The organism is Burkholderia sp. Bp9031, assembly GCF_003857965.1.
GTDB classification, from domain to species: domain Bacteria; phylum Pseudomonadota; class Gammaproteobacteria; order Burkholderiales; family Burkholderiaceae; genus Burkholderia; species Burkholderia ambifaria_A.
Map to the genome: position 1 here is coordinate 56,411 of NZ_QTPW01000036.1, position 22,441 is coordinate 78,851.

Below are 22,441 nucleotides of genomic sequence, written 5' to 3' on the forward strand. Positions count from 1 at the left end.
CCAGGTTTTCCTCCCCGCAGGAAGTCCCCTTGGGGGCCTGACGCGAAGCGCCAGGTTTCGGGCGCGCTCAGTACTTGCGGGTCGGCAGCACCTGCGCCGCGACGTTCATCGGGAACACCGTCTCGTTCGTAACGATACGCTTCGGCAGCTGCTTGCCGGCGACCACGTCCTTCACCGCTGTCATCAGCTGCGGGCCGAGCAGCGGGCTGCATTCGACGTCGACGTTGATCTTGCCGGCGACCATCGCCTGGAAGCCGCCCTTGGTCGCGTCGAACGACACGACGCTCACGTCCTTGCCAGGCTTGATGCCGGCCTCCTCCATCGCCTGGATCGCGCCGAGCGCCATGTCGTCGTTGTGCGCGTAGACAACGTTGATCTGCTTGCCGTAGGACTTCGCGAACGCTTCCATCACCTGCTTGCCGCCCGCGAGCGTGAAGTCGCCGCTTTGCGACGCGATCACCTTGAACTTCGGATTGTTCTTGATCACCTCGAGCAGGCCCGCGCGGCGGTCGTTGGCCGGCGCGGAGCCGACCGTGCCTTGCAGCTCGACGATGTTAATAGGGCCCGGGTCGTTCTTGTAGCGCTCTTCCAGCCAGTGGCCGGCGCGCCGCCCTTCCTCGAGGAAGTCGGAGCCGATCATCGTCACGTACAGCGACGGATCCTTCACGTCGACGCCGCGATCGGTCAGGATCACCGGGATATGCGCGGCCTTCGCTTCGGTCAGCACCGGCTCCCAGCCCGACTCGACCACCGGCGAGAACGCGATCACGTCGACCTTCTGCGCAATGAACGAGCGGATCGCGCGAATCTGGTTCTCCTGCTTCTGCTGCGCGTCCGAGAATTTCAGGTTGATGCCGGCGTCCTTCGCCGCGCTCTTCACCGACACGGTGTTCGCGGTGCGCCACGCGCTCTCCGCGCCGACCTGCGAGAACCCGAGCGTGATCGGCTTTTGCTGCGCGTGCGCGCCGGTGGCCAGCACCGTCGCCGCCGCGACGATCGCGCCGGCCGCCAGCTTCCTGATGAATGTCATGGTCCGTCTCCGATGATGTCGTTGTATGCCGCGGCGCCGGCCTGGCGCGGTGCCGTGCTGCGCTGTTGTGGTTCTGCGTGGCGCGGGCGCGGTTCGGGGCGGCGCCGGCCGGCGCTTGCGGCCAGCCCGGTTTGTACACCCCGGATCAGTCTAGAAACAAGTCCGATAACCTTCCAATGAAATATTGGATTGAAGCGATATCGGTATCGGCATACGTATAAACACCTAAGCGGGCGGCGTGTCGTCGGATGATTGGCCGGCGTGCGCGGCCTCGATCAGCGTCACCCGCGTTTCCATCTTCGTCTGGCCTATCCGCTTCGACGTCAGCCTCGCATCGACGAGGCTCACGACCACCAGGTCGAGCGACGGGACCACCACCGTGTACTGGCCGAGATGGCCGTCGGCCCAGAAAGCAGGCCGCGACAGCATCGCGTCGCGGGCGCGCGCGCCGCTCGCGGATGCGCTCGTCCACCACAGGTAGCCGTATCCGCCTATGTCGGCCGATTCCGCGGGGCGCGCCGCCCCGCACGCAACACCCTGGCCAATCAAGCATTTGAAGCGAGCCGAAACGGCCGTAGCAACGCGACACGACGCTCGACCGGTAGCCCCGAACGCGGCCGGCGCCCTCGCAGCGATCGCGCAACGACCGCCAACCCGCATCACGGGCGCCCATGCGTGAGCGGAGCAAAACCTTTATTCATTGCATCCCGTTCCTCGCGCGGATCGCCCCGCGCCAGGACCAGGTCAGCAAGCAGCAGGCGCAGGCCCAACTCGCGAAGGCGCGCGGCGACTTCGCGAGCGGCGCTACCGGCCCGAGGCGATGGCGCTCGGGTCGAACTGTGCCATGGATCGCTGGCGCTCCCGCCTGCAGGACGTTGCCGTTAACCGCGCGTGTCGATCCAGTTGCGTGCCCAGCGTGCCGAGTGCTGCAGCGCCTGTCTTTCACTCGGAAAGTAATCCAGCGAATAGAACTGATAGCGGCCTTCGGCACATGAACTCCCGCTGCGTTCGAGCAGCAGGTTGGATGAAAAACTACCATCGGGCAAGCGATGCGCCGAGGGTTGGACGGCATAGCCGTTGTACTGTTGGATTCGTTTGTTTTGCATTTCTAATTTTAATGAGATTTGAGTGCGCGCGTGCCGTGCGAAATACGCACCGATTCAAAGCCATTGCGAGCTGAATCTAAAGCAGTCGGAAAGCGCAAAAAAGGCGTTGCTGCCGGAGGGGGAGAGTGAAGTGCAACGAGGCATGTGGCGCGTGGCAAGCTGCTGAATAAACAGATGCAGCCAAGAGCGATCGCGCCAACTTTAGGAGACAACGCTCCGTGAGGGTGTCGCTGCGACCCGGCGTCCGTCGCGGAAAGCCGGGCCCTTCAAACTTACAGCGGCTTGATGTTGGCCGCTTGCAGACCCTTCGGGCCTTGCTTCGTTTCGAAGCTCACTTTCTGATTTTCAGCGAGCGTCTTGAAGCCGTCAGTCCGGATTTCGGAGAAATGAGCGAAAAGGTCGTCACCGCCCTTGTCCGGAGTGATGAAGCCAAAGCCTTTGCTGTCGTTGAACCACTTGACGATACCGGTATCCATGAGGAATCCTTGATGAAAAAATAAGAAGATCTGCTCTGTTGAAGAGCGCTTGAAGCGTCAAGGAGGGAGAGGACAACGAATACCGCTGGGGGGAGCGAGAAATTGATGAACAGCAATCGGACTTCTTGGACTTCGACGCACACACTAACTGCCGGGAACGGCGGAGTCAATGCTTATCTTGTAACTGTGTCACCAGGCAGCCGGTTTTGACGTCGAGGCGATGTGGCCCCTACTCGCTTCGCGGTACGTTGCGGCCCGTCGCGTCGGCCAGGCCTGTCTCGCATTGCCTCCTCGTTCGCGGGGCCATGACGCGTCGCTCGCTACCCGCAACGTAGAACCGATCAACGTCGGCCGCTACAGGCTGCCGGCGCCGACGTCGCGATTCGCCGACTATCCGTAAGCGCGATGCTGCGACCATGCAGCGACACAGCGGCGCTTCGGTCGGGTCGATGCCGATACCGGTCGATGCTCCTCGAGGCCGGGATGCTCGCGGCGCTGGAAGTGCGCCGCGCGCCGAGGGGGCTGCGAGTGGATGAGGCGGCATTTGTCGCGTTGCTGGAGAAGGTGGCGCGAAAATAACGCGCCACGCGCCGGAATCGGCGATGCTCAACGCATCATCGAATTGGCGACACTCCGGAAAACCAGCGGATGCTCGTCCTGTCGCCCTGCCCGTCGCGCGAATTGCACCGCCTGTTCGACGCGGCCGTGATGCGCGGACTTCGCGCAGACGGGATCGGCCTCCGCCGGGTCGCCCGCCAGCATGTATGCCTGGCAGCGGCACCCGCCGTGATCCGTATGCCGCTCGTCGCACGTGCGACACGGTTCGCGCATCCAGCCGTCGCCGCGAAACGCGTTGAATGCGTCGCTGTCGTACCAGATCTCCTTCAGCGACTGGTCGCGCACGTTCGGCAGCACGAGGCCGGGCAGCGAGCGCGCGGCATGACACGGCAACGCCGTGCCGTCCGGCGCGACGCCGAGGAACACCGAGCCCCAGCCGTTCATGCAGGCCTTCGGCCGCTGCTCGAAGTAGTCGGGCACGACGAACAGGATCTTGCAGCGTTCGCCGACGAGCTTCCGGTAGCGGTTGACCGTCTCCTCGGCTTCGCGCAGCTGTTCGGCGGTCGGCATCAGCTGGTCGCGATTGAGCATCGCCCAGCCGTAGTACTGCGTATTCGCAAGCTCGAGAAAATCCGCGCCGAGGTCGAGCGCCATCTCGATGATCTGGCCGACGTGCGGCAAGTTGTACCGGTGCAGCACGCAGTTCAGCACCATCGGATAGCCGTGCGACTTGATCAGCCGTCCGACGCCGCGCTTGAGGTCGAAGGTGCGCGTGCTGGTCAGGAAATCGTTCAGCTCACGCGTCGAATCCTGCAGCGACAACTGGATATGATCGAGCCCGGCCGCCTTGAGCCGGTCGATGCGCGCCGCATTCAGGCCCACGCCCGACGTGATCAGGTTGGTATAGAAGCCCAGCGACCGCGCATGCTCGACCAGCACCTCCAGGTCGCCTCGCTGCAGCGGCTCGCCGCCGGAAAACCCGATCTGCGCGGCGCCGAGCGCGCGCGCGTCGCTGATCACCGTGCGCCATGCGTCGGTATCGAGCTCGGCGCCGTGCGTCGCGAAATCGACCGGGTTGTAGCAGAACGCGCAGTGCAGCGGACAGCGGTACGTGAGCTCGGCGAGCAGCCACAACGGCGCGGACGGCCGGTTCGGAGGAGGTGTCATGTCCATGTCAGTCGAGCCAGCCGCGCAGTCGCGCATGATCGAGGAAGCGGTAGACGTCCGACGCGAGGTCCGACGTGCTGAACAGCCGCTCGAGTTCGTCGATGATGTCGTCGAGCTCGCGCGTGCCGTCGCAGCGCGCGAGGATCTCGCCCGCGCTCGGGTTGAGCCGGACCATGCCTTCCGGATACAGCAGCACGTACGCATCCTGGGCCGCCTCCCACTGCAGGCGGTACATGCCCCTCAGCGAGGGGCGCAGCGGCACGCCGCTGACGGCGTCGTTGGTGTTCATTACGAATTGCTCCGAGAAAACCCGTCATTTCCCCCAAGGGGACTTCCTTCGGGGCGGATGGCGAGAGGGAAAGGAGTGCTGTTGACAGGCAGCTTCTTCCATGGGTTAGGATCACCGGTATGATTCTTGTCTACCGCTACCGGGTGAAGTCGCTCAACGGACTCCTGAACAAACAGAGCCGTGCGGTGAACACCGTCTGGAACTTCTGCAACGACACGCAGAAGCACGCGCTCAAGTGGAGCAAGAAGTGGCCGACTGGCTTCGATCTGAACGTGCTGACGATCGGCAGCAGCAAGGCACTCGGCATTCACTCCGGCACGGTCAACGCAACATGCGAGCAGTACGCGAAGTCGCGCAGTCAGCATCGACGCCCGCACCTGCGCTATCGCGGCAGGAAATCGCTTGGCTGGGTGCCGCTGAAGGGCCGTGACCTGAAGCGCGAGGGCGACGCGTTCCGTTTCGCCGGCAATACCTTTCGCGTATTCAACAGCCGCCCGCTTCCTGAAGGCAAGATCAAGGACGGAACCAACTTCGCACCGGACGCGCGCGGTAACTGGTTTCTCAACATCGTGATCGAGATGCCCGATGTTCAGGCTCGCCCGATCCGTTCGGGTGTCGGTATCGATCTCGGCCTGAAAGACTTCGCCACACTTTCGACCGGCGAAAAGCTGCCTAACGATCGGTTCGGCCGGCAAGCGGCCGAGAAGCTGACGAAAGCTCAACGAGCGAGAAAGCACAAGCGGCACATCGCGAAGCTGCACGCCAAGGTGGCGAATGCCCGCGCCGATTTCCAGCACAAGCTCGCGCTCGATCTGGTGCGGCGGTTCGATTACATCGCGGTCGGCAACGTGTCGGCCGCGAAGCTCGCCAGAACCAGGATGGCGAAGAGCGTGTACGACGCATCCTGGTCGTCCTTCCGAAACAAGCTCCGTTACAAGGCGATCGCGCACGGAGCCACGTTCGAGGAAGTCGACGAAAGCGGTTCCACCCAGTCCTGTTCGGCGTGCGGGTCGAAAGACAGCACGACGCGGCCGAAAGGTATCGCGGGACTGAGAGTAAGAGAGTGGGCCTGCAGTGACTGTGGTGTCGAGCATGATCGAGATACCAACGCTGCTGTGAACATTCTCCGAAGCGGACGTGCATCGCCAGCTGTGGGAATCCTCCGCCTTTAGGCGGGAGAGGACGTCAAACGGGATACGCCTTTTCAATCGCATCGAGAATCGACCACAGCACATCCAGCTTGAACGACAGGATGTCGAGCGCGCGCCGTTGCGCGTCCGGTGTCGTGAAATGGTTGAGCGTCACCGCGAGCCCATGCTCGACGTCGCGCTGCGCGAGCGGCACGCGGTTGCGGAAATACTGCAGCCCGTCCGCCTCGATCCACGGATAGTGGGACGGCCAGCCCGCGAGCCGGTCGAGGTGGATCTGCGGCGCGAACATCTCGGTCAGCGACGAGCACACGGCTTCCTGCCATGGCGCGTGCCGCGCGAAATTGACGTACGCATCGACCGCGAACCGCACGCCGGGCAGCACGTGCGCGAGCGACCACAGTTCGGCGCGCTCGATGCCGACCGCCTCGCCGAGCCGCGCCCACGCCTCGATCCCGCCGTCCTGATCGCCGTGACCGTCGTGGTCGAGAATCCGCTCGACCCACAGCCTGCGCGTGTCGCGGTCGGGGCAGTTGGACAGGATCGCCGCGTCCTTCAGCGGAATGCTGACCTGGTAGTAGAAGCGGTTCGCGACCCAGCCGCGGATCTGCGCCGGCGAGCATGCGCCGCTATTCAGGCGCCGGTTGAACGGATGGTGGATGTGGTAGCGCGATTCGAGCGCGCGCAGGCGCGCTTCGAACTCCTGCGCACTCCAGGGCGTCGCGTGCAGTGCCGCGGCGGGAATCGGTGCGTTCATGGTCAGACCTCGAATTGCATGCCGTCGTGGGCGACCTCGATGCCGTGCTCGCGCAACTGCGCGCGCTGCACGGAACCGGGGTCGAGAATCGGATTCGTGTTGTTGATGTGCGTGAGGACCTTGCGCGTGTGCGCCGGCAACAGCCGCAGCCGGTCGATCATCCCCGGCCGCGCCGCGTCGCCGCACTGCGCGAGATGGCCCATGTCGGCCGCGTGCTTCGACGACAGGCCGAGGTCGATCATCTCCGTGCCGGTCCAGAACGTGCCGTCCACCAGCACGAGATCGGCGTCGCGCATCGCGGCGCGCACACCTTCATCGATGTCCGCCAGACCCGGTGCATAGAAGGCCCGGCGGCCAGTCGTCGCATCTTCGATCAGGAGTGCGATGTTGTCTCCCTGCACGGCCGCCTCGCGCCGCGGCGAATATGGCGGCGGCTTGCTGTCGACCGGCACCGCGGTGAAGCGAATGCCGGCGGCACCCGGGATCGCGAACGATTCGCCCGGCACGATCGGGTGCACGTCGACGCCGCAGTAGTGGCCGAGCAGCGGCACGAGCGGCAGCCCCGTCGACAAATCGTCGAGCACCGGCGCGCTCGCGTACAGCGGCAGCGGCGACGTGCGCTCGCGCAGCATCAGCAGGCCCGTCACGTGATCGATCTGCGCGTCGCACAGCACGACGGCGACGATCGCGCTGTCGCGGATCGCGCGGGCCGGCTGCAGGTCGGGATCGGCGCGCAGTTGCGCGAGAATGTCCGGCGACGCGTTCACCAGCACCCAGTCGATGCCGTCGCCGCTGATGGCGATCGACGATTGCGTGCGCGGCACGATGCCGTCGGTGCCAGCCCGCGCGCGACGGCAATTGCCGCAGTTGCAGTTCCATTGCGGCAATCCGCCGCCGGCGCCCGAGCCGAGTATCTTGATCTTCATCTGCGTATGCTCCCGCTGCCGCCCGCATCGTGTCCGTCGATGCGGGCGGCACTGCGCGCGTCGATCAGCGGTTGGCGATGTACATCGTGATTTCGAAGCCGAAACGCAGGTCCGTATAAGCGGGGGTGGTCCATTGCATGATGTGTCTCCTTGTTGAGTAGGTGAGTCGATAAAACCGCATCGATCGAGCGGCCGATACCCATTCAGCAAGGAGCGTGCCGGGGCCGGATTTGCGGCGCGCGGCCGCACGCGAGGGCATGCGGCAGCCGCCGGGTGGTTATCGCACCGGCATTCTTTCGATTCTCATACGCGAATATTTCAAAAGCCTTCTGACGAAGGCTCGCGGCATGCGCGGTCGGTTGAGCAAGTGTTGAATCCCTGAACACCGGGTGTTGCAACCTGACACACCCGTGTGACAGTCGCGCCCGCCATCAGGATTCGTCCGGCTCCAGCGCATCCGGCTCGGCAGCCGGCATCTTGCGGTAGATCGTGTTGCGCGACACACCGAGCGCACGGGCGGCGGCCGACACGTTGCCGCCATGGCGCGCGAGCGCGGCCGCGATCGCGGACGCGGCCACGTCCTGCAACCGCGCATCGCCGGCCGCGGCTGTGGCTGTGGCCGCGAACGCAGGCGCTTCCGCGGCGAGCGGCGGCGCACCGGCGCCCTGCGCAGACGGCCCGTCGTCGCGCCGCACGTCGTCGAAGAAATCGTCCGGCAAATGCTCGCAGCGGATCTCGCAGTCGTCGTCGACCATCGCGGCGGCCGTGCGCAGCAGGTTCGCGAGCTGCCGGAAGTTGCCCGGCCACGCGCAGCGTTCGAACAGCGCCATCACGTCGGGCGCGACGCTCAGCGGCCGGCGCCCGGGCCCCGACAGCGTTTCCCGCTGCAGCATCTTCTGGACGACCACCGCGAGGTCCGTGCGGTCGCGCAGCGGCGGCAGCCGCACCACGAGGCCGTTGAGCCGGTAATACAGATCCTCGCGAAAGCGGTTCTGCGCAATCATGTCGCGCAGGTCGCGGTGCGTCGCGCAGATGATCGCGATATCCACGCCGATCGCCTTCGTCGAGCCGAGCGGGTTGACGATGCGCTCCTGCAACACGCGCAGCAGCCGCACCTGCAGCGGATACGGCATGTCGCCGATTTCGTCGAGAAACAGCGTGCCGCCGTTGGCCTGCAGCAGCTTGCCGGTCGCGCCCTTGCGGCGTGCGCCCGTAAAAGCGCCCTCTTCGTAGCCGAACAACTCGGATTCGATCAGCGTTTCCGGAATCGACGCGCAGTTGACCGCGACGAACGGCCCGTCGCGGCGCGGCGAGTCGTTGTGGATCGCCTGCGCGAGCAATTCCTTGCCGGTCCCGGTCTCGCCGGTGATCAGCACCGGAATGTCCTTGCCGATCACCTTGCGGACCTTCGCGATCACCGCCGCAACCTGCGGATCGCCGGTGTCGAGATAGCTGAGCCGCGACAGGCTCGCCGCGCTTTGCGCGGCAGGCGGCCGCGCGGCCGGCGCGGCGCCGTCATGCACGTCCGCCGGGCGGCTGCCCTCGGCCCGCGACGCGCGCCGGAACTGCACGCGCGCGCAGACCACCGCGCCATTGCCGAGGTTCAGCGACACGTGCGGCTCGGTGCTCGCGCGCATCCGGTCGATCAGTTGCGCGCTCGTCACGTCGAACAGCGACGCGAGCGTATGCGCGCGCAGCGCGGCAAGCGGCATCCCGAGCTGGAACTGCGCGCTGCGGTTGGCCGACAGGAAGCGGCCGTCCGCGGTGAACGCGACGATCCCTTCCATCAATGTGCCGAGGAATTCGGGGCGGCCATGGAACGACACCTGCAGCGTCTCCTGGAAGGTCGTCGTGAACAGGTGGTTCTCGATCATCTGCACCGACATCTTCGCGAGCGCCATCGTGTGCTGATGATAGCTGCGGTGGTCGCCCGTCACGTCGAGCACGCCGATCGCGTCGCCGTACGGATCGAGAATCGGCACGCTCGAGCACGTCAGGAAATGATTCGCGGCCAGGAAATGCTGGTCGCCGTGCACGACCATCGGGCACAGCTCCGCGAGCGCGGTCCCGATCGCGTTGGTGCCTTGCCGGCTCTCCGCCCAGTTCGCGCCGGGGCGCAGCGCGACCCGTTCCGCGCGCCGCAGGAAGTCGTCGTCGCCGATCGAATGCAGGATCAATCCTTCCGCATCGGTCAGCACGATCATGCTTTGCGTATTGACGATCTGCTCGTGCAGCGTCTCCATCACGGGCATTGCATGCACGCACAGCACGCGATTCTGCTCGCGCTTGAGCGCCAGCGCGGCGCCGGACAGCAGGTCGTAGTCGGGACGTGCCGACGCCTGCAGGCCGAACGTCTCGGACCGCTCATGGGACTTCTGGATCGTCGGCGTCGGCCAGCCGGGCGCATGCGTGGCCCGTGCGTTGGCCGTCGGATGAACGTCATCGCGCATTGTCTCCTCCGGGGATCCTCCGGTCGGTGCCGGACTCTTTGTGCTGAATCAAGCAAACTTCGGGCCACGCTGCCGGCGATACCCGTTCCGATTGCCGGGTATCGTTGCGTCGACACCAATCGAAAGCAAAATGCAAGAAACAGACGGCCGCATGCGAAGCGACGGCTGCGGACGTCATATCGCGAAGCCGCCCGCCGCCGCTACCCGGTTGATCCCGATCGTCGTCGCTGGCGCGATTCTGGCTTTGATGTGGATCAAGCCCCGGTCTGTCCGTGCTTTCCGTCGTACCCGGCCGTTACCCCGTTCTCGATACTCCGACGCCATGACGCACCGACTGCTTCACTCCGTTTCCGCTCCGCGGCCCGCCCTGTCCCGCGACGCATGCCGGATCGCGTGGACGGAAGCCGGCAACCCGCTCGGCCAGCCCGTCGTCGTGCTGCACGGCGGCCCCGGCAGCGGCAGCCGGCCGGCGATACTGCGCCTGTTCGACCTGACGCGCATGCGCGTCGTGCTGGTCGACCAGCGCGGCGCGGGTGCGTCGACGCCGCGCGGCGGCCTGCGTCACAACAACACGATGCGGCTGATCGGCGACCTCGACGCGCTGCGCGCGCAGCTCGGCATCGCACGCTGGGGCGTCGTCGGCGGATCGTGGGGCGCGGCGCTCGCACTCGCGTATGCGGGACACCATCCGTCGCGCGTGACCGGCGTCGTGCTGCGCGGGTTGTTTCTCACGTCGTCGCGCGAAGTGCGCGGCCTGTTCGTCGGCAAGCGGGCGCGAGCGCCGAGGGCATGGCAGCGCCTCGTGGCCGCCGGCACCCCACGTGCCGAGCGCCTGATCGCCTGCTGCGCGCGTCATCTCCAGCCGGGTGCCGGAGCCGCGCGGCAACGCGCGGTCGCGCTCGCGTGGAATGCGTACGAAGACGCGATCCTGACCGGGCGGCCGGCACGCGGCGCAAGACCGACCCAACCCGCCATCGAGCGACTGATCGACAAGTACCGGATCCAGGCGCATTACCTGCAACGCAATTGCTGGCTCGGCGAGCATCGGCTGCTCGCGCTGGCGCGACAGGCCGCGCAAGCCGGCGTGCCGCTGCATGCCGTGCACGGCACGCACGACCGCGTGTGCCCGGTCGACAACGTCGACCGCCTTGCGCGCGCGGTGCCGGGCGCCATCATTGAACGCGTGCGGGCCGGGCATCTCGCGAGCGATGATGCGCTCGCCCATGGCGTCGCTCGTGCGGTGCGCGAGATGCTGGCCGCCGCCGCAGACGCACCACCGCATGCCGAATCGCCCGCTCAGTCCCACGCATAGCGCGCGCCGATCCACGCGCCGCGCGGCGCGCCCGGCCCGACGAACTGCTCGTTGACGGGGTTGATTCCGTCGAACGCATGATTCGGACCGTTGAAGAAATTCTGGCCGAGCATCCCGAAGCTCGCGTAGCGCTTGTCGAGCAGGTTGGTGATCGACGCGAACAGTTGCAGGTGCTTCGTGACCTGCCAGGTCGTGTCGAGGTCGATCAGGAAATAGCCGGGAATCCGGCCGTTCACGTCCTGGTTGTTTTCGTCGCCGCGCGCGAACACGCCGCTGCGATACGTGATGTTGGTGCCGACGTTCCACTTCGGCGTCGCCGCATAGTCGAGCCGCAGCTTCACGGTGCTCGACGGAATCCCCGGAATGCGGTCGCCGGAGCGCACGACGATGTTGCCGTGCGCATCGGCGCTCGAATTGCTCGCACTGCTTTCGGTCCACGTCGAACGATAGGTGGCGTCGACGTAGCTATAGCTGACGCCGATCCCGACCGGCCCGAGCCGCGTATGGCCCGCGAGCTCGAAGCCTTGCCGGCGCGTCTTGCCGACGTTCTGGAAATAGCCGAGCGTGCTCGCGCCGCCGTTGCTGCTGATGAACTGGATGTCGTCGTCGAGCGTCGTGTCGTAGACGGCCGCGCTCCACGTCGTCGCCTGGCCAGCGCGGCCGCGCGCGCCGAGTTCGATCGTCTTCGCGATCACGGGCTTGAGTGCCGGGTCGGCGAGAAAGTCGTTCGGCAACGAGCACGGCGCGGCCGGATCGGCGCACGCGAGCTCGATCGCGGTCGGCGAGCGCATGCCTTCGTTGTACGTCGCATACGCCGTGAACCCCGGCACCGGATTCCACGTGACCCCGACGGCCGGATTGAACCGCGAAAACGTATGGCGCGCGGTGAGCAGCGGCTGCACGCCGCTCACGTCCTCGATCGCCGAGCGCGACCAGTTGTAGCGCCCGGCCAGCGTCAGCGACCATTGCCGCGTGAGCGCCAGCGTGTCGTCGAAATAGACGCCGTAGTTCGCGTTGCGCGTCTTCGCGCGCGTCGTCTGCGTGAAGTCGCCAAGGCCGACCGTCGCGCGCGTATCCGTGAATGCCGCCTCCTGCGACGACTGGTCGAAACCCGAGTTCGCGAGATCGGCCGATGCGCCCACGACGAACTGGTTGTCCATGCCGGCGAGCTTGCCGAGCAGCGTCAGCTGCAGGTTCGCCCCGTAGCTGTCGGTCGTGATCACCGAGCGATCGTTGGTCGCCTGCACGGTGTCCGTGGCGCCGCTGGCGTCGACGCTGCCGAAATCGTCGTTCACGTTGCTGCTGACGTTGGTGTTGCGGTAGTGCCGGTAATACACGTTGCCGCTGAGTTGCACGTGGTCGTTGAACGAATGGTCGCCCGATACGGTGACGTACGCGGCGCTGTTGCGATTCAGGTCGGGATAGGTATAGGCCTGCGCGCGATTGTCGAGAAACGAGCGCGGAATCGTCTGCGTGCCTTGCAGCGAGTTGTCCGCGCCGCCGGCCGAGATCGACAGCGTCGTATCGGCGTCCGTGTAGCGCAGCTTGCCGAATCCCTGCCGTACGCGGCTGCCGTTGTGATCGGCCCAGCCGTTGTCGTTCGTGACGTTGCCCGTCACGTAGTAGTCGAGGTGGCTGCCGATCCGCCCGCCCTGCTCGAGCTGCGCGGTCTTGCGGCCCCACGAGCCGACCGACACCTGCGCGGCGCCGCCGGGGCTCGTCTTGCCGTTCTTCGTCGTGATCGCGAGCGCGCCGCCGAGCGTGTTGAGCCCGTAGGTCGGATTCGAACCGGGGATCAGCTGCATCGTGTCGATCGCTGCTTGCGGGATGAGATCCCAGTTCACGACGTCGCCGAACGGCTCGTTGACGCGCACCCCGTCGACGAACACCGACAGCCCCTGCGGCGTGCCGACGACCGGCGACGCCGTGAAGCCGCGGTAGTTCACGTCGGTCTGGTACGGGTTGCCCTGGGCTTCGTTGATGTCGACGCTCGACACGTTCTTCTCGAAGTAGTCGGTCAATACGCTGCCGTGCTGACGCGCGACGTCCTCGCCGCGAATCGTCTGGACGTTGGCCGGCACGCGCGACAGCGGCGTGCCGATCCCGAGCAGCGGCGTCGTGCCGACCACGACGATCGGCGCGAGCGTCGGCGCATCGGCGTTGCCTGCCGGTGCGACCTGGGCGGATGCGGGCGTCAGCCAACCGCCGAGCATGCCGCCGAAGCACAGCGTGACGCCCGCACGCCGGGCGACGAAGCGGCGCTTCGCCACATCGGTTTCCTTCATTTCCATGTCTCCTCTTTTCTTGTCGTGATGTGCTGATTTTGTTATGTCGTTATCCGAATCGATCCATGCGCGGCCGTCACTGCGGACTTCGATTGCCTCATGGCGCCGCCGCACCGGCGTCGCCGTCCGCCGTCGCGATCGCGACGTGCGCGACACGCGCGCGTCCGATCGACGCGATGACGGCGGCGACCGCGCCGAACGACTCGTTGCGATCCGCGTGCAGGCTCACGCTCGTCTGAGGATCGTGCGCGACGCGGCGTGCCAGCACGGCTTCGACCTCGGCCGGTGTGGTCGGCTCGCCGTCGACCCGGACCGCACCGTGCGCGTCGACGGTCACGGTGACGGCCGATGCACGCGTGTCGCGCGCAGGCGCGGCCGCCTTCGGCAGGTCGATGCGGATCGCATGCGTCATCAGCGGCGCGGCGACCATGAAGATCACCAGCAACACGAGGACGACGTCGACGAGCGGCGTCACGTTGATCTCGCCGAGCGGTTCGCCCGCGTCGGCTTCGCGATAGTCCAGCTTCATACGGCCGCCCGGCGCACGCCGCCCGCGCTGCTCGCTGCCGGCAGCGCGGCATGCACCGGCGCATCGAGCCGGAACCGTCGCGCTTCGGCCAGCGCGATCAGGTCCTGCCCGAACTCGTCGAGGCCGGCCGTCACGGTCTTGAGCCGTCGCAGGAACAGGTTGTAAGCGAGCACCGCCGGGATCGCGACGCCGATGCCGATCCCGGTTGCGACCAGTGCCTGGCCGATCGGTCCCGCGATTGCGTCGATGCCGTTCGTCGCCGACGCCGTCATCGACTGCAACGTGTGGACGATGCCGAATACGGTGCCGAACAACCCGACGAACGGCGCGACGTTCGCGATCGACGCGAGCACCGTGAGCCCGCGTTCGAGCGGCTGCTGCGCGCGCCGGATCTCGCGGGCGAGCGTGCGTTCGAGCAGCTCGCGGCGATCCCACGCGACCAGCGTGGCCGGTGCGTTCGGCTCGGGCGCGTCGAGATCGCGCAACGCGACGCACACGGCGCGCTGCAGGCGCGCGTTCAGGCTGGCGGCCACATCGTCGTCCGTCGGCATCGACAGTGCCGTGCGATCGCCGTGACGCTCGGCAAAGCGTCGGTTGCCGAGCGCGACGCGCGCGTACAGCAGCACCTTGACGGCGATCAGCGTCCAGGTGAACGCCGACAGCACGGCAAGAAGCGCAAACGCGCCGACGACCGCATAGTGGATGTAATCTGACATGACGGATTCCTTAGTTTCCGAGTTTGAACACGACCGGCACCCTGACCCAGCCATCGATCGATTCCGCGCCGCGTTTCGCCGGCACGAAGCGCCAGTCCGTGACCGCCGCGACGGCCGCATCGTCGAGCGCGTCGTGTCCGCTGCTGGCCGACAGCAGAACCTGGTCCGGCCGGCCGCTCGCGAGCACATGCACGTTCAGGAACGTCGTGCCCTCCCAGCCGCGCCGCTGCGCGACGTCCGGGTATTCGGGTGCGGGGTTGTGCAGGTAGGACGCCGCGAAGCGCGGCGCGGTGACGGGTTCGGACGCGGCCGGGGATGGCGCGGCCGGGGCCGCCTGAGCAGGCACCGTCGCGGCATCGGTGGGTGTCTGTCCCGTCGCTGCCGGTGCCGAAGCCTGCGCGGTTCGCGGACCTTCATCGCCCGGCTTCGTCACGACGGTTGCGGCCGCGGGCACGCGTGAGAGTGCCGCATGGCCGTCCTGACGAGACGCCGTCACGCTCGGTCGAACCTCCCGATGCGTGACCGTCTCGCGGCTCGCAGGCGAACGCACATGCGGTGGCGGAACCGGTGTCGCGACATCCACGCGGCGATGCACGCCCGGCGCGGCGACACGCGCGGATTCGCTCGCGTCCACCTCGACGGCGAGCGCGCGCGGCAGCGTCGAAGCCGCATCTGGCATCCATGCATGCCAGAGCGCAACCACGATGACCGCATGGACGGCGAATATCGTCAGCGCGATGGCCTGCAGCGGTTCGCGTGTACGCGCAGCCCGTGATGCCTCGATCGTTGCCGCATACGGGCCGGCAGGCGCGATGCCGCAGGCGAGCGCGGCCACGCGCCGGCGATCGGACCTGCGAATGGCATCGGACGAAATCGGGACATGCATGGCGGTCTCTCGCTGCGCGGAATCATTCCCGTTTCGAACGGCAAGAAGCATGCCGATGCGTGCAACACCCGGCCGCCCGCCGATCGAAGCCGCCGCGCGTCGACGCGTGAGCGCGCATCTGTTGCAGTTCGTGCCAACGCTGTTGCATCTGTGTCAATTTGGATCAGCGGTACGGTGTTCTTGCCGCCGCGCGCGTGCCCGTCGCTCGAAACGGCGAGTCCTCGCGCTTCCTTGTATACGCACGCCGCCTGCGCCGATCGCACCAGACCGCACGCTATTCACTCGCTCCGTCGAAGACGATCACCTTCCCTCGATCACACGTCGGCACGTTCGCGAACACATAAATGGATGGCTGCCGCGATTCGTTGGACACCGCGTCACGCCCGCGACGCCCCGCCCCTACCCCGCACTGTCATGTTTCGCAACACTGCGCCCGCCGTTGTCCCCGAACGCAACACACGCGGATCACCCGCGCTGCGTCGCGCGTATCGCGGCAACCTGCGCAATCGGCCGCTGCGCCTTGCGCGGCAAGCCTCGCATCGCAGTGGCATGCGATTTGCGTGAATGGCTGCGCACTGGACCCGGATCCCCACCCTGCCGGCCCGGCCATGTGTTGGCCGCGGTGCGACCACAATGACTCAGGAGACAACCATGAAAAAACTCTCGGCTTCGACGAGCCGACTGGCAACGATCGGAATCGCGGCAGCCGCCGCCATCGCCTTGAATCCCGGCCTCGTGGACGCTGCCGCGGATTATCCGGCCGTCACGTACCAGCGGCTCACCGATGCGCAGCGCGATCCGGGCTGGCTCACCTACTACCGCACCTACAACGGTCAGGCGCACTCGCCGCTCAAGCAGATCGACCCGTCGAACGTGAAGCAGCTCACGCAGGCGTGGAGCTACAAGTTTCCGGCCGAGCTGAAACAGGGCTTCGAAGCCACGCCGATCATCAACGGTCGCTACCTGTTCGTGACCACGCCGAAGGACAACGTGTACGCGTTCGATGCGGCCACCGGCGCGCAGCTGTGGAAATACGAGCCGAAGCTCGGTGCGGAATCGTTCAAGACAGCCTGCTGCGACGTCGTGAACCGCGGCGTCGCGCTGTACGGCAAGAACGTCTACGTCGCGATGCTGAGCGGCGAAGTGGCCGCGCTCGACGCGCAGACCGGCGCGCTCGTATGGAAGAAGCAGATGTTCGAACCGGGGCTCGGCTACGCGTTCTCGCTCGCGCCGCTCGCGATCGACGGCGCGATCGTGGTCGGCAGCTCGGGCGGCGAATACGGCGCGCGCGGCTTCATCGCCGCGCTCAGCCCGAACGACGGCAAGCTGCTGTGGAAGCGCTTCACGATCCCCGGCCAGGGCGAGAAGCACGCCGATACGTGGCCCGACGGGATGCAGGCGCACGGCGGCGCACCGGCCTGGCTGACCGGCACCTACGACGCGGCGACGCGCACGCTGTACTGGGGCGTCGGCAACCCGGGGCCGTGGCTCGCGGACCTGCGCCCGGGCGACAACCTGTACTCCGATTCGCTGCTCGCGCTGGACCCGAAGAACGGCGACCTCAAGTGGCACTACCAGTACACGAAGCACGACACCTGGGACTATGACGGCGTCAACACGCCGGTGCTCGCGACGATCAAGTACAAGGGCAAGGAACACGACGCGATCATCCATGCGGACCGCAACGGCTACTTCCACGCGATCGATCGCGACACCGGCAAGCTGATCTACGCGGAGCCGTTCGTGAGAGCGACGTCGGTCACCGGCTACACGGAAGACGGCGCGCCGATCCAGGATCCCGCGAAGTATCCGAAGGTCGGCACGACGATCGACACGTGTCCGAGCTTCCTCGGCGGCAAGAACTGGTGGTCCGTGTCGTACGACCCCGAACGCCATCTCGCGATCGTGCCGTCGCTGCATGCGTGCATGAGCCTGTCGGGCAAGTCGGTCAACTACATGGAAGGGCTGCCGTATCTCGGCGAAGGCTTCGAGATCAAGCCCGAGCCGGGCAGCGAAGGCTATGGCGAGCTCCAGGCGATCGACGTCAACACCGGCAAGAAGGTGTGGAGCCACTGGAGCAAGCTGCCGTGGAACGGCGGCGTCGCGACGACCGCGAGCGGCCTCGCGTTCAGCGGCTCGCTCGACGGTCACCTGTACGCGTTCGACGTAACCAGCGGCAAGGTGCTGTGGGAGAGCCCGAAGCTCGCGAGCGGGATCATCGCGCAGCCGTCGGTGTTTGAAGTCGACGGCAAGGAGTACGTAGCGGTACTCGCCGGCTACGGCGGCGCGAACCCGATCTGGGGCGGCCCGATGGCCAAGGCGGCGGACGACGTGCCGCGCGGCGGCACGCTGTACGTGTTCGCCCTCGACCGCGGCTGATCTCAATCCGGTCAACCGCATTGCGCCCGCGCCGCCGGCGCGGGCGCGCCCTCCTCTTTCCAACCGAGCGTACGATCATGAACCTTCGACTTTCCCGCCTCGCCGTGGCCTGTGCGCTCGCGGCAGGCACGGCGCTGACCCCGGCGCTCTCCACGGCCGCGACACAGGTGCGCGTCTGCTCGCTGCCCGGTACGCCGACGGCCGCCCTCGACAAGGCCGTCGCACGCGAGGCGTTCCGCACGGCCGGCATCGCCGCCACCTTCTCCGCGCACGAAGCCGGCGGCAGCGACGATGACGGCGTGTCCGCGCACGAGCTCGCGGGCATCCTCGAACGCGATTGCGACGTGCTCGCCGGCTTCCCGCGCTCGGCGATCGCCGACGCATCCGATACGAAACTGCTGTTCTCGCAAGGCTACCTGCGCTCAGGCTACGTGAGCGTCACGCGCCGCGACGCCGGCGCAGCGACCACCGACCGCGAGATCGTCGCGGCGACCTACGCAAGCCCCGCGCAGCTGATTGCGGTCCAGCAGAAGAACGCGCGCTTCGATCTCGAGAACACGTCCGAGCAAACGGTCGCCGCCGTGGCAGGCGGCCGCGCGCATCGCGCAATCGTCTGGTATCCGGCCGTCGTCGCGTACCAGGCCGCGCATCCGAAACAGGCGTTCCGCATCGGCTCGACGTCGTCGCCGTACGCGGAGTGGCAGCTCACGTTTGCGTTCGCGCCGCGCTCGGCCGCGCTGCAGCAGCGCATCGACGCGGCACTCACGCAGATGAAGAACAACGGGCGGCTCGCCGCGCTGACCCGCAAGTGGACGCTGCCCGGCAGCGCGCTCGAGGCGCACGATTCGCGCGCGACGCCGCGCTTCCTCGACGGTGCAACGGCGGCGGCCGGCCCGGCGCGCGCCGGCCTGCTGCGCGCGCGCGGCGTGCCGGCCGGCGGCGGCTTCATTCGTGTCTCCGGGAGCACCGGCGAGGCCGCGCCGGCATTCGATGCGGCCCAGGTCGAACATGGCAAGACGCTGTACGGCAATGCGTGCGCCAAGTGCCACGGCGCCAACCTCGAAGGCGACACCGCGCCCGCGCTGAGCGGTCCGTCGTTCGCGCCGCTGTCGCATTCGCACCTGACGATCGGCGGCGTGTTCGGCTACATGGCGACCAACATGCCCGCGGACCAGCCCGGCAAGCTGAAGGACGACGACTATGCGGACCTGATGGCGTTCCTGCTCGCATCGAACGGCTATGCCGCGAGCAAGAACAAGCTGACCGCCGATACGGCGCGCGCATCGGCCGCGCCGCTCGTCGTCGGCCCCGCGGGACACAAGGAAGCCAGCCAGTAACCCGGCCTGCGGCCCGGATGCGCATGCCGGGCCGCCCGCCGGCACGATTTCTTCTTCACCAGGAAACGACAGTAATGCACACCACGACTCGCAGAACCTTCATCGTCCAGACCATCGGACTGTGCGCGGCGCTCGCCGCGGCACGCCCCGCGCTGGCGGCCCCGCCGCTCGTCGACGAAAACGATGCCGCGGCCAAAACGCTCGGCTATCGCGCCCGCGCGTCGAGCGTCGACGCCGCGCAGTTCCCGAAATACCAGCCCGGCCAGCGCTGCTCGAACTGCCGCTTCTACAAGGGCGAAGCGGCGGATGCCGCCGGCACGTGTGCGATGTTCGCCGGCAAGTCGGTTGCCGCGGACGGCTGGTGCAACGTGTATGCCAAGCGCGCGTGACGCGTCGCGCGGCGAGATGCCGGCGCGGTCCGCACTGCGGCACGCGCCGGCGTCCGCCGCCGGCCATGACGACGACGCGCCGCAACACGCCGTCGCCCATCTCCACGCGCTGATTTCGGCCGGCCTGTCGCGCGGCTTCGTCACGCGCGGCGACATCATCGACGCGCTGCCCGACGACGATGCGAACGAAAGCGGCATCGACGCGGCCGCCGCGGTGCTGGGCGAACTCGGCATCGCGGTGTGCGACAGCGCCGATACCGCGAGCGGCTGGACGCTCGAGCGCTACTTCCGGCCCGCGCCGCCCGCGCGGGCATGGGTCGACGGCGCCGGCACGCTCGCCGCGGCCGATTTGCTCGCGCCGCGCACGACGGATCCGGTCCGGCTGTACCTGCGCGAGATGGGCACGACCCCGCTCCTCACGCGCGACGAGGAATTCGCCTACGCGCAGCGGATCGAGCGCGGTCGCGCGGCGTCGGTCGCGGTGCTGTGCGGCGACCCCGATGCGCTCGACGCGCTCATGTCGATCCGCGCCGAAATCGCCGAAGGCCGGACCGCCGCATCGACCTATGTGATCTGTCTCGCCGACGGCCGTCGCGACGCTCTGCCGGCCGCCGACGCAGATCCGGGTGCCTCGCCCGCGGCCCCCGATGAACCCGCTGAACCCGCGCGCGACGACGACACCGGGACGGATACGCAGACGGAGAATTCGGCCTGGCGCAACGGGGTGGTCGCGCGGCTCGCACGCCTCGACGCACTCGCGGACGGCATGCGCGCGGCGCTGGCGTCCGGCGGCACCGCTTGCGCCGCGTATCGCAAACAAGTACGCGACACCGCGGCGCTGCTCGGCACGTTGCACCTGTCCGCGCGTGCGCTCGAGCGGATGAGCGAGCCGTTGCGCGACCGCGCGCGCCGGCACCGCGCATTGCGCGGCCGGCTCGCGCGAATGCTGACCGACGTGGGCGTCCCGCCGTCGTTCGCGCAAGATGCCGACGGCGACCACGCCGGCTGGCTCGCGTCGTGCATTGCCGCGCACCCGGCCTGCGCACCGACGCTGACGCGACGCGCGGCCGAGTTCGTCGATGCGCGCGACGCGATCGCGCGCGGTGCCCCTGCGTCGGCACTGCCGCCCGGCGCGACCGCATCGCTCGATGCACGGCTCGGTGCGATCGAACGCGCGATGCAGCCGGCGCGGACGGGATTGTTCGATGCGAACCTTCGGCTCGTCGTGTCGATCGCGAAGCGCTATCCCGATCGTGGGCTGCCGTTCGCGGACCTGATTCAGGAAGGCAACATCGGCCTGTTGAAGGCCATCGAGCGTTACGACTACCGGCGCGGCTTCCGGTTCTCGACCTACGCGACCTGGTGGATCCGGCAGGCGATCACGCATGCGCTGGCCGACCTCGGCCGCACGATCCGCGTGCCGACGCATACCGTCGACGCGCTCAACAAGCTGACGCGGCTCGCGCGCGAGCATCGGCAACGCGCGGGCACCGCCGCGACGCCCGCGCAACTGGCCGTCCACATGGGCGAGCCGGTCGACAAGGTGCGTGACCTGATGGCGATCGTGAAGGAACCCGTGTCGGCAGACCTGCCGGTCTCGCCGGAAGGCGACATGACGTTCGCCGACGTCGCGCCCGACACGGCAACACCATCGCCCGAAGACGCGGCCGGCGCCACGCAGTTGCGCCGCAAGATCGCCGCCGCGATCGACCGGCTGCCGCCGCGCGAGGCGATGGTCCTCACGCTGCGCTACGGGCTGCACACGGACGAAGGCTGCTCGCTGCGCGACATCGGCCGCCAGATGAACCTGTCCGCCGAGCGCGTGCGGCAGATCGAGGCGTCGGCACTCGCCCGACTGCGCGCGTCCGACGCGCTCGGCATGCTCCGGTCGTTCATCGCATAGCACGCGTCGGGCCGGCACCGCGTTCGCCGTGTTGATGCCTGCAACACCCGCTGCTGCATTTCGACGCAACCGGCGTGGGGACAACAGCGCCGGGCGTTCCATTTTTTATGCTTCGCAGTACAGACCGAACATCGGAAACCGCACGACAACGCGCGCACACGCCGTTCCGTCCGAATACCCACGCGATTGGCATGCAAGTTGCGTTTCAACAGGCACGCCACACCCTACGATTTCCATGGAGAACACCTTGACCGCCCTCGTATCGATCCTTCAGGAACGCCGAATCTTCGAACCGACGGCCGACACGCGCGAGCGCGCGACCATTTCCGGCATGCCGGCCTACCAGGCGCTGACCGCCGAGGCCGAGCGCGATTACGAAGGCTTCTGGGCGCGTCTTGCCCGCGAAGGCCTCGGCTGGCACAAGCCGTTCACGAAGGTGCTCGACGAGAGCGACGCACCGTTCTACAAGTGGTTCGACGACGGCGAGCTCAACGCGTCGTACAACTGCCTCGACCGCCACGTCGAAGCCGGCAACGGCGAGCGCGTCGCGGTGATCTTCGAGGCCGACGACGGCACCGTCACGCGCATCACCTATGCCGATCTCCTCGCTCGCGTGTCGCGCTTCGCGAATGCGCTGAAGAAACGCGGGATCGGCAAGGGCGATCGCGTCATCATCTATATCCCGATGTCGATCGAAGGCATCGTCGCGATGCAGGCCTGTGCGCGCATCGGCGCGACGCACTCGGTCGTGTTCGGCGGCTTCTCCGCGAAATCGCTGAACGAGCGGCTCGTCGACGT

General features: G+C 67.3%; 21 protein-coding genes. 7 read left to right on the forward strand and 14 right to left on the reverse strand.

What is annotated here, in order from left to right; all coding sequences use genetic code 11:
- Positions 1-67: 67 nt before the first annotated feature.
- From DIE15_RS31655 to pqqD, 6 genes are all read right to left on the reverse strand, one after another.
- The gene (locus DIE15_RS31655; RefSeq protein ID WP_124835267.1) at positions 68-1,030 is read right to left on the reverse strand and encodes an ABC transporter substrate-binding protein; all 963 of its coding nucleotides are present in this window, start codon (positions 1,028-1,030) and stop codon (positions 68-70) included.
- Positions 1,031-1,255: 225 nt separating this feature from the next.
- Positions 1,256-1,579 (reverse strand): hypothetical protein, encoded by a 324-nt coding sequence (locus tag DIE15_RS31660; RefSeq protein WP_124835268.1) that lies wholly within the window; start codon positions 1,577-1,579, stop codon positions 1,256-1,258.
- Between the two features lie 332 nt (positions 1,580-1,911).
- Positions 1,912-2,136, reverse strand: a complete 225-nt coding sequence (locus tag DIE15_RS31665) for a hypothetical protein (protein ID WP_057928156.1) — start codon at positions 2,134-2,136, stop codon at positions 1,912-1,914.
- A 272-nt stretch (positions 2,137-2,408) separates the two neighbouring features.
- The gene (locus tag DIE15_RS31670) at positions 2,409-2,612 is read right to left on the reverse strand and encodes a cold-shock protein (protein ID WP_057928155.1); all 204 of its coding nucleotides are present in this window, start codon (positions 2,610-2,612) and stop codon (positions 2,409-2,411) included.
- A 606-nt stretch (positions 2,613-3,218) separates the two neighbouring features.
- Positions 3,219-4,337: a pyrroloquinoline quinone biosynthesis protein PqqE gene (gene pqqE / locus DIE15_RS31680; protein WP_124835270.1), complete on the reverse strand. Its 1,119-nt coding sequence runs from the start codon at positions 4,335-4,337 to the stop codon at positions 3,219-3,221.
- A 7-nt stretch (positions 4,338-4,344) separates the two neighbouring features.
- Positions 4,345-4,626, reverse strand: a complete 282-nt coding sequence (pqqD, locus tag DIE15_RS31685) for a pyrroloquinoline quinone biosynthesis peptide chaperone PqqD (protein WP_057928154.1) — start codon at positions 4,624-4,626, stop codon at positions 4,345-4,347.
- A 119-nt stretch (positions 4,627-4,745) separates the two neighbouring features.
- Between pqqD and DIE15_RS31690 the strand changes: the two genes are divergently transcribed.
- Positions 4,746-5,798 (forward strand): RNA-guided endonuclease TnpB family protein, encoded by a 1,053-nt coding sequence (locus DIE15_RS31690; RefSeq protein ID WP_124835272.1) that lies wholly within the window; start codon positions 4,746-4,748, stop codon positions 5,796-5,798.
- A 13-nt stretch (positions 5,799-5,811) separates the two neighbouring features.
- Here DIE15_RS31690 and pqqC read toward each other — a convergent pair whose 3' ends face one another.
- The 4 genes from pqqC to DIE15_RS31710 form a co-directional block, all read right to left on the reverse strand.
- Entirely contained in the window at positions 5,812-6,531 is a 720-nt protein-coding gene (gene pqqC, locus DIE15_RS31695) for a pyrroloquinoline-quinone synthase PqqC (protein ID WP_124835274.1), read from the reverse strand.
- Positions 6,532-6,533: 2 nt separating this feature from the next.
- Positions 6,534-7,457: a pyrroloquinoline quinone biosynthesis protein PqqB gene (gene pqqB, locus DIE15_RS31700; protein WP_124835275.1), complete on the reverse strand. Its 924-nt coding sequence runs from the start codon at positions 7,455-7,457 to the stop codon at positions 6,534-6,536.
- A 64-nt stretch (positions 7,458-7,521) separates the two neighbouring features.
- On the reverse strand, positions 7,522-7,596 hold the full coding sequence (pqqA, locus tag DIE15_RS31705; RefSeq protein WP_006410019.1) for a pyrroloquinoline quinone precursor peptide PqqA: 75 nt from the start codon (positions 7,594-7,596) through the stop codon (positions 7,522-7,524).
- Between the two features lie 292 nt (positions 7,597-7,888).
- Positions 7,889-9,907 carry a sigma-54-dependent Fis family transcriptional regulator gene (locus DIE15_RS31710; RefSeq protein WP_124835276.1) on the reverse strand — a complete coding sequence of 673 codons (2,019 nt, stop codon included), beginning with the start codon at positions 9,905-9,907 and terminating at the stop codon, positions 7,889-7,891.
- A 322-nt stretch (positions 9,908-10,229) separates the two neighbouring features.
- On the opposite strand from DIE15_RS31710, the gene DIE15_RS31715 reads away from it, so the two are divergent.
- On the forward strand, positions 10,230-11,219 hold the full coding sequence (locus DIE15_RS31715; protein WP_124835278.1) for an alpha/beta fold hydrolase: 990 nt from the start codon (positions 10,230-10,232) through the stop codon (positions 11,217-11,219).
- Here DIE15_RS31715 and DIE15_RS31720 read toward each other — a convergent pair.
- The 4 genes from DIE15_RS31720 to DIE15_RS31735 all read right to left on the reverse strand — a co-directional run bounded on the left by DIE15_RS31720 (position 11,204) and on the right by DIE15_RS31735 (position 15,635).
- Entirely contained in the window at positions 11,204-13,504 is a 2,301-nt protein-coding gene (locus DIE15_RS31720) for a TonB-dependent receptor (protein ID WP_124835280.1), read from the reverse strand. The two genes, DIE15_RS31715 and DIE15_RS31720, sit on opposite strands and share 16 nt — an antisense overlap.
- A gap of 97 nt (positions 13,505-13,601) precedes the next feature.
- Positions 13,602-14,033 carry a biopolymer transporter ExbD gene (locus DIE15_RS31725; RefSeq protein WP_057928150.1) on the reverse strand — a complete coding sequence of 144 codons (432 nt, stop codon included), beginning with the start codon at positions 14,031-14,033 and terminating at the stop codon, positions 13,602-13,604.
- Positions 14,030-14,749 carry a MotA/TolQ/ExbB proton channel family protein gene (locus DIE15_RS31730; RefSeq protein WP_185734577.1) on the reverse strand — a complete coding sequence of 240 codons (720 nt, stop codon included), beginning with the start codon at positions 14,747-14,749 and terminating at the stop codon, positions 14,030-14,032. Before DIE15_RS31730 ends, DIE15_RS31725 begins: the two co-directional genes overlap by 4 nt.
- 10 nt (positions 14,750-14,759) lie before the next feature.
- Positions 14,760-15,635, reverse strand: coding sequence for an energy transducer TonB (locus DIE15_RS31735; RefSeq protein ID WP_260428389.1), 876 nt, complete (start codon positions 15,633-15,635; stop codon positions 14,760-14,762).
- A gap of 651 nt (positions 15,636-16,286) precedes the next feature.
- On the opposite strand from DIE15_RS31735, the gene DIE15_RS31740 reads away from it, so the two are divergent.
- The 5 genes from DIE15_RS31740 to DIE15_RS31760 form a co-directional block, all read left to right on the forward strand.
- Positions 16,287-18,014, forward strand: a complete 1,728-nt coding sequence (locus tag DIE15_RS31740; RefSeq protein ID WP_057928147.1) for a methanol/ethanol family PQQ-dependent dehydrogenase — start codon at positions 16,287-16,289, stop codon at positions 18,012-18,014.
- 77 nt (positions 18,015-18,091) lie between these two features.
- Entirely contained in the window at positions 18,092-19,351 is a 1,260-nt protein-coding gene (locus DIE15_RS31745; protein ID WP_057928146.1) for a c-type cytochrome, read from the forward strand.
- Positions 19,352-19,425: 74 nt separating this feature from the next.
- Positions 19,426-19,740 carry a high-potential iron-sulfur protein gene (locus DIE15_RS31750; RefSeq protein WP_057928145.1) on the forward strand — a complete coding sequence of 105 codons (315 nt, stop codon included), beginning with the start codon at positions 19,426-19,428 and terminating at the stop codon, positions 19,738-19,740.
- Between the two features lie 16 nt (positions 19,741-19,756).
- Entirely contained in the window at positions 19,757-21,643 is a 1,887-nt protein-coding gene (locus DIE15_RS31755) for a sigma-70 family RNA polymerase sigma factor (RefSeq protein ID WP_124835291.1), read from the forward strand.
- Between the two features lie 235 nt (positions 21,644-21,878).
- A partial coding sequence (locus DIE15_RS31760) for an acetyl-coenzyme A synthetase N-terminal domain-containing protein (RefSeq protein WP_409364322.1) occupies positions 21,879-22,441 on the forward strand: 563 nt, incomplete at its 3' end.

Bases quoted from the DNA above. Each gene is read 5' to 3' on its own strand.
- DIE15_RS31655 (WP_124835267.1), bottom strand. From the start codon at position 1,030: ATGACATTCATCAGGAAGCTGGCGGCCGGCGCGATCGTCGCGGCGGCG.
- DIE15_RS31665 (WP_057928156.1), bottom strand. From the start codon at position 2,136: ATGCAAAACAAACGAATCCAACAGTACAACGGCTATGCCGTCCAACCC.
- DIE15_RS31670 (WP_057928155.1), bottom strand. From the start codon at position 2,612: ATGGATACCGGTATCGTCAAGTGGTTCAACGACAGCAAAGGCTTTGGC.
- pqqE (WP_124835270.1), bottom strand. From the start codon at position 4,337: ATGACACCTCCTCCGAACCGGCCGTCCGCGCCGTTGTGGCTGCTCGCC.
- pqqD (WP_057928154.1), bottom strand. From the start codon at position 4,626: ATGAACACCAACGACGCCGTCAGCGGCGTGCCGCTGCGCCCCTCGCTG.
- DIE15_RS31690 (WP_124835272.1), top strand. From the start codon at position 4,746: ATGATTCTTGTCTACCGCTACCGGGTGAAGTCGCTCAACGGACTCCTG.
- pqqC (WP_124835274.1), bottom strand. From the start codon at position 6,531: ATGAACGCACCGATTCCCGCCGCGGCACTGCACGCGACGCCCTGGAGT.
- pqqB (WP_124835275.1), bottom strand. From the start codon at position 7,457: ATGAAGATCAAGATACTCGGCTCGGGCGCCGGCGGCGGATTGCCGCAA.
- DIE15_RS31710 (WP_124835276.1), bottom strand. From the start codon at position 9,907: ATGCGCGATGACGTTCATCCGACGGCCAACGCACGGGCCACGCATGCG.
- DIE15_RS31715 (WP_124835278.1), top strand. From the start codon at position 10,230: ATGACGCACCGACTGCTTCACTCCGTTTCCGCTCCGCGGCCCGCCCTG.
- DIE15_RS31720 (WP_124835280.1), bottom strand. From the start codon at position 13,504: ATGAAGGAAACCGATGTGGCGAAGCGCCGCTTCGTCGCCCGGCGTGCG.
- DIE15_RS31725 (WP_057928150.1), bottom strand. From the start codon at position 14,033: ATGAAGCTGGACTATCGCGAAGCCGACGCGGGCGAACCGCTCGGCGAG.
- DIE15_RS31730 (WP_185734577.1), bottom strand. From the start codon at position 14,749: ATGTCAGATTACATCCACTATGCGGTCGTCGGCGCGTTTGCGCTTCTT.
- DIE15_RS31735 (WP_260428389.1), bottom strand. From the start codon at position 15,635: ATGCATGTCCCGATTTCGTCCGATGCCATTCGCAGGTCCGATCGCCGG.
- DIE15_RS31740 (WP_057928147.1), top strand. From the start codon at position 16,287: ATGAAAAAACTCTCGGCTTCGACGAGCCGACTGGCAACGATCGGAATC.
- DIE15_RS31745 (WP_057928146.1), top strand. From the start codon at position 18,092: ATGAACCTTCGACTTTCCCGCCTCGCCGTGGCCTGTGCGCTCGCGGCA.
- DIE15_RS31750 (WP_057928145.1), top strand. From the start codon at position 19,426: ATGCACACCACGACTCGCAGAACCTTCATCGTCCAGACCATCGGACTG.
- DIE15_RS31755 (WP_124835291.1), top strand. From the start codon at position 19,757: ATGCCGGCGCGGTCCGCACTGCGGCACGCGCCGGCGTCCGCCGCCGGC.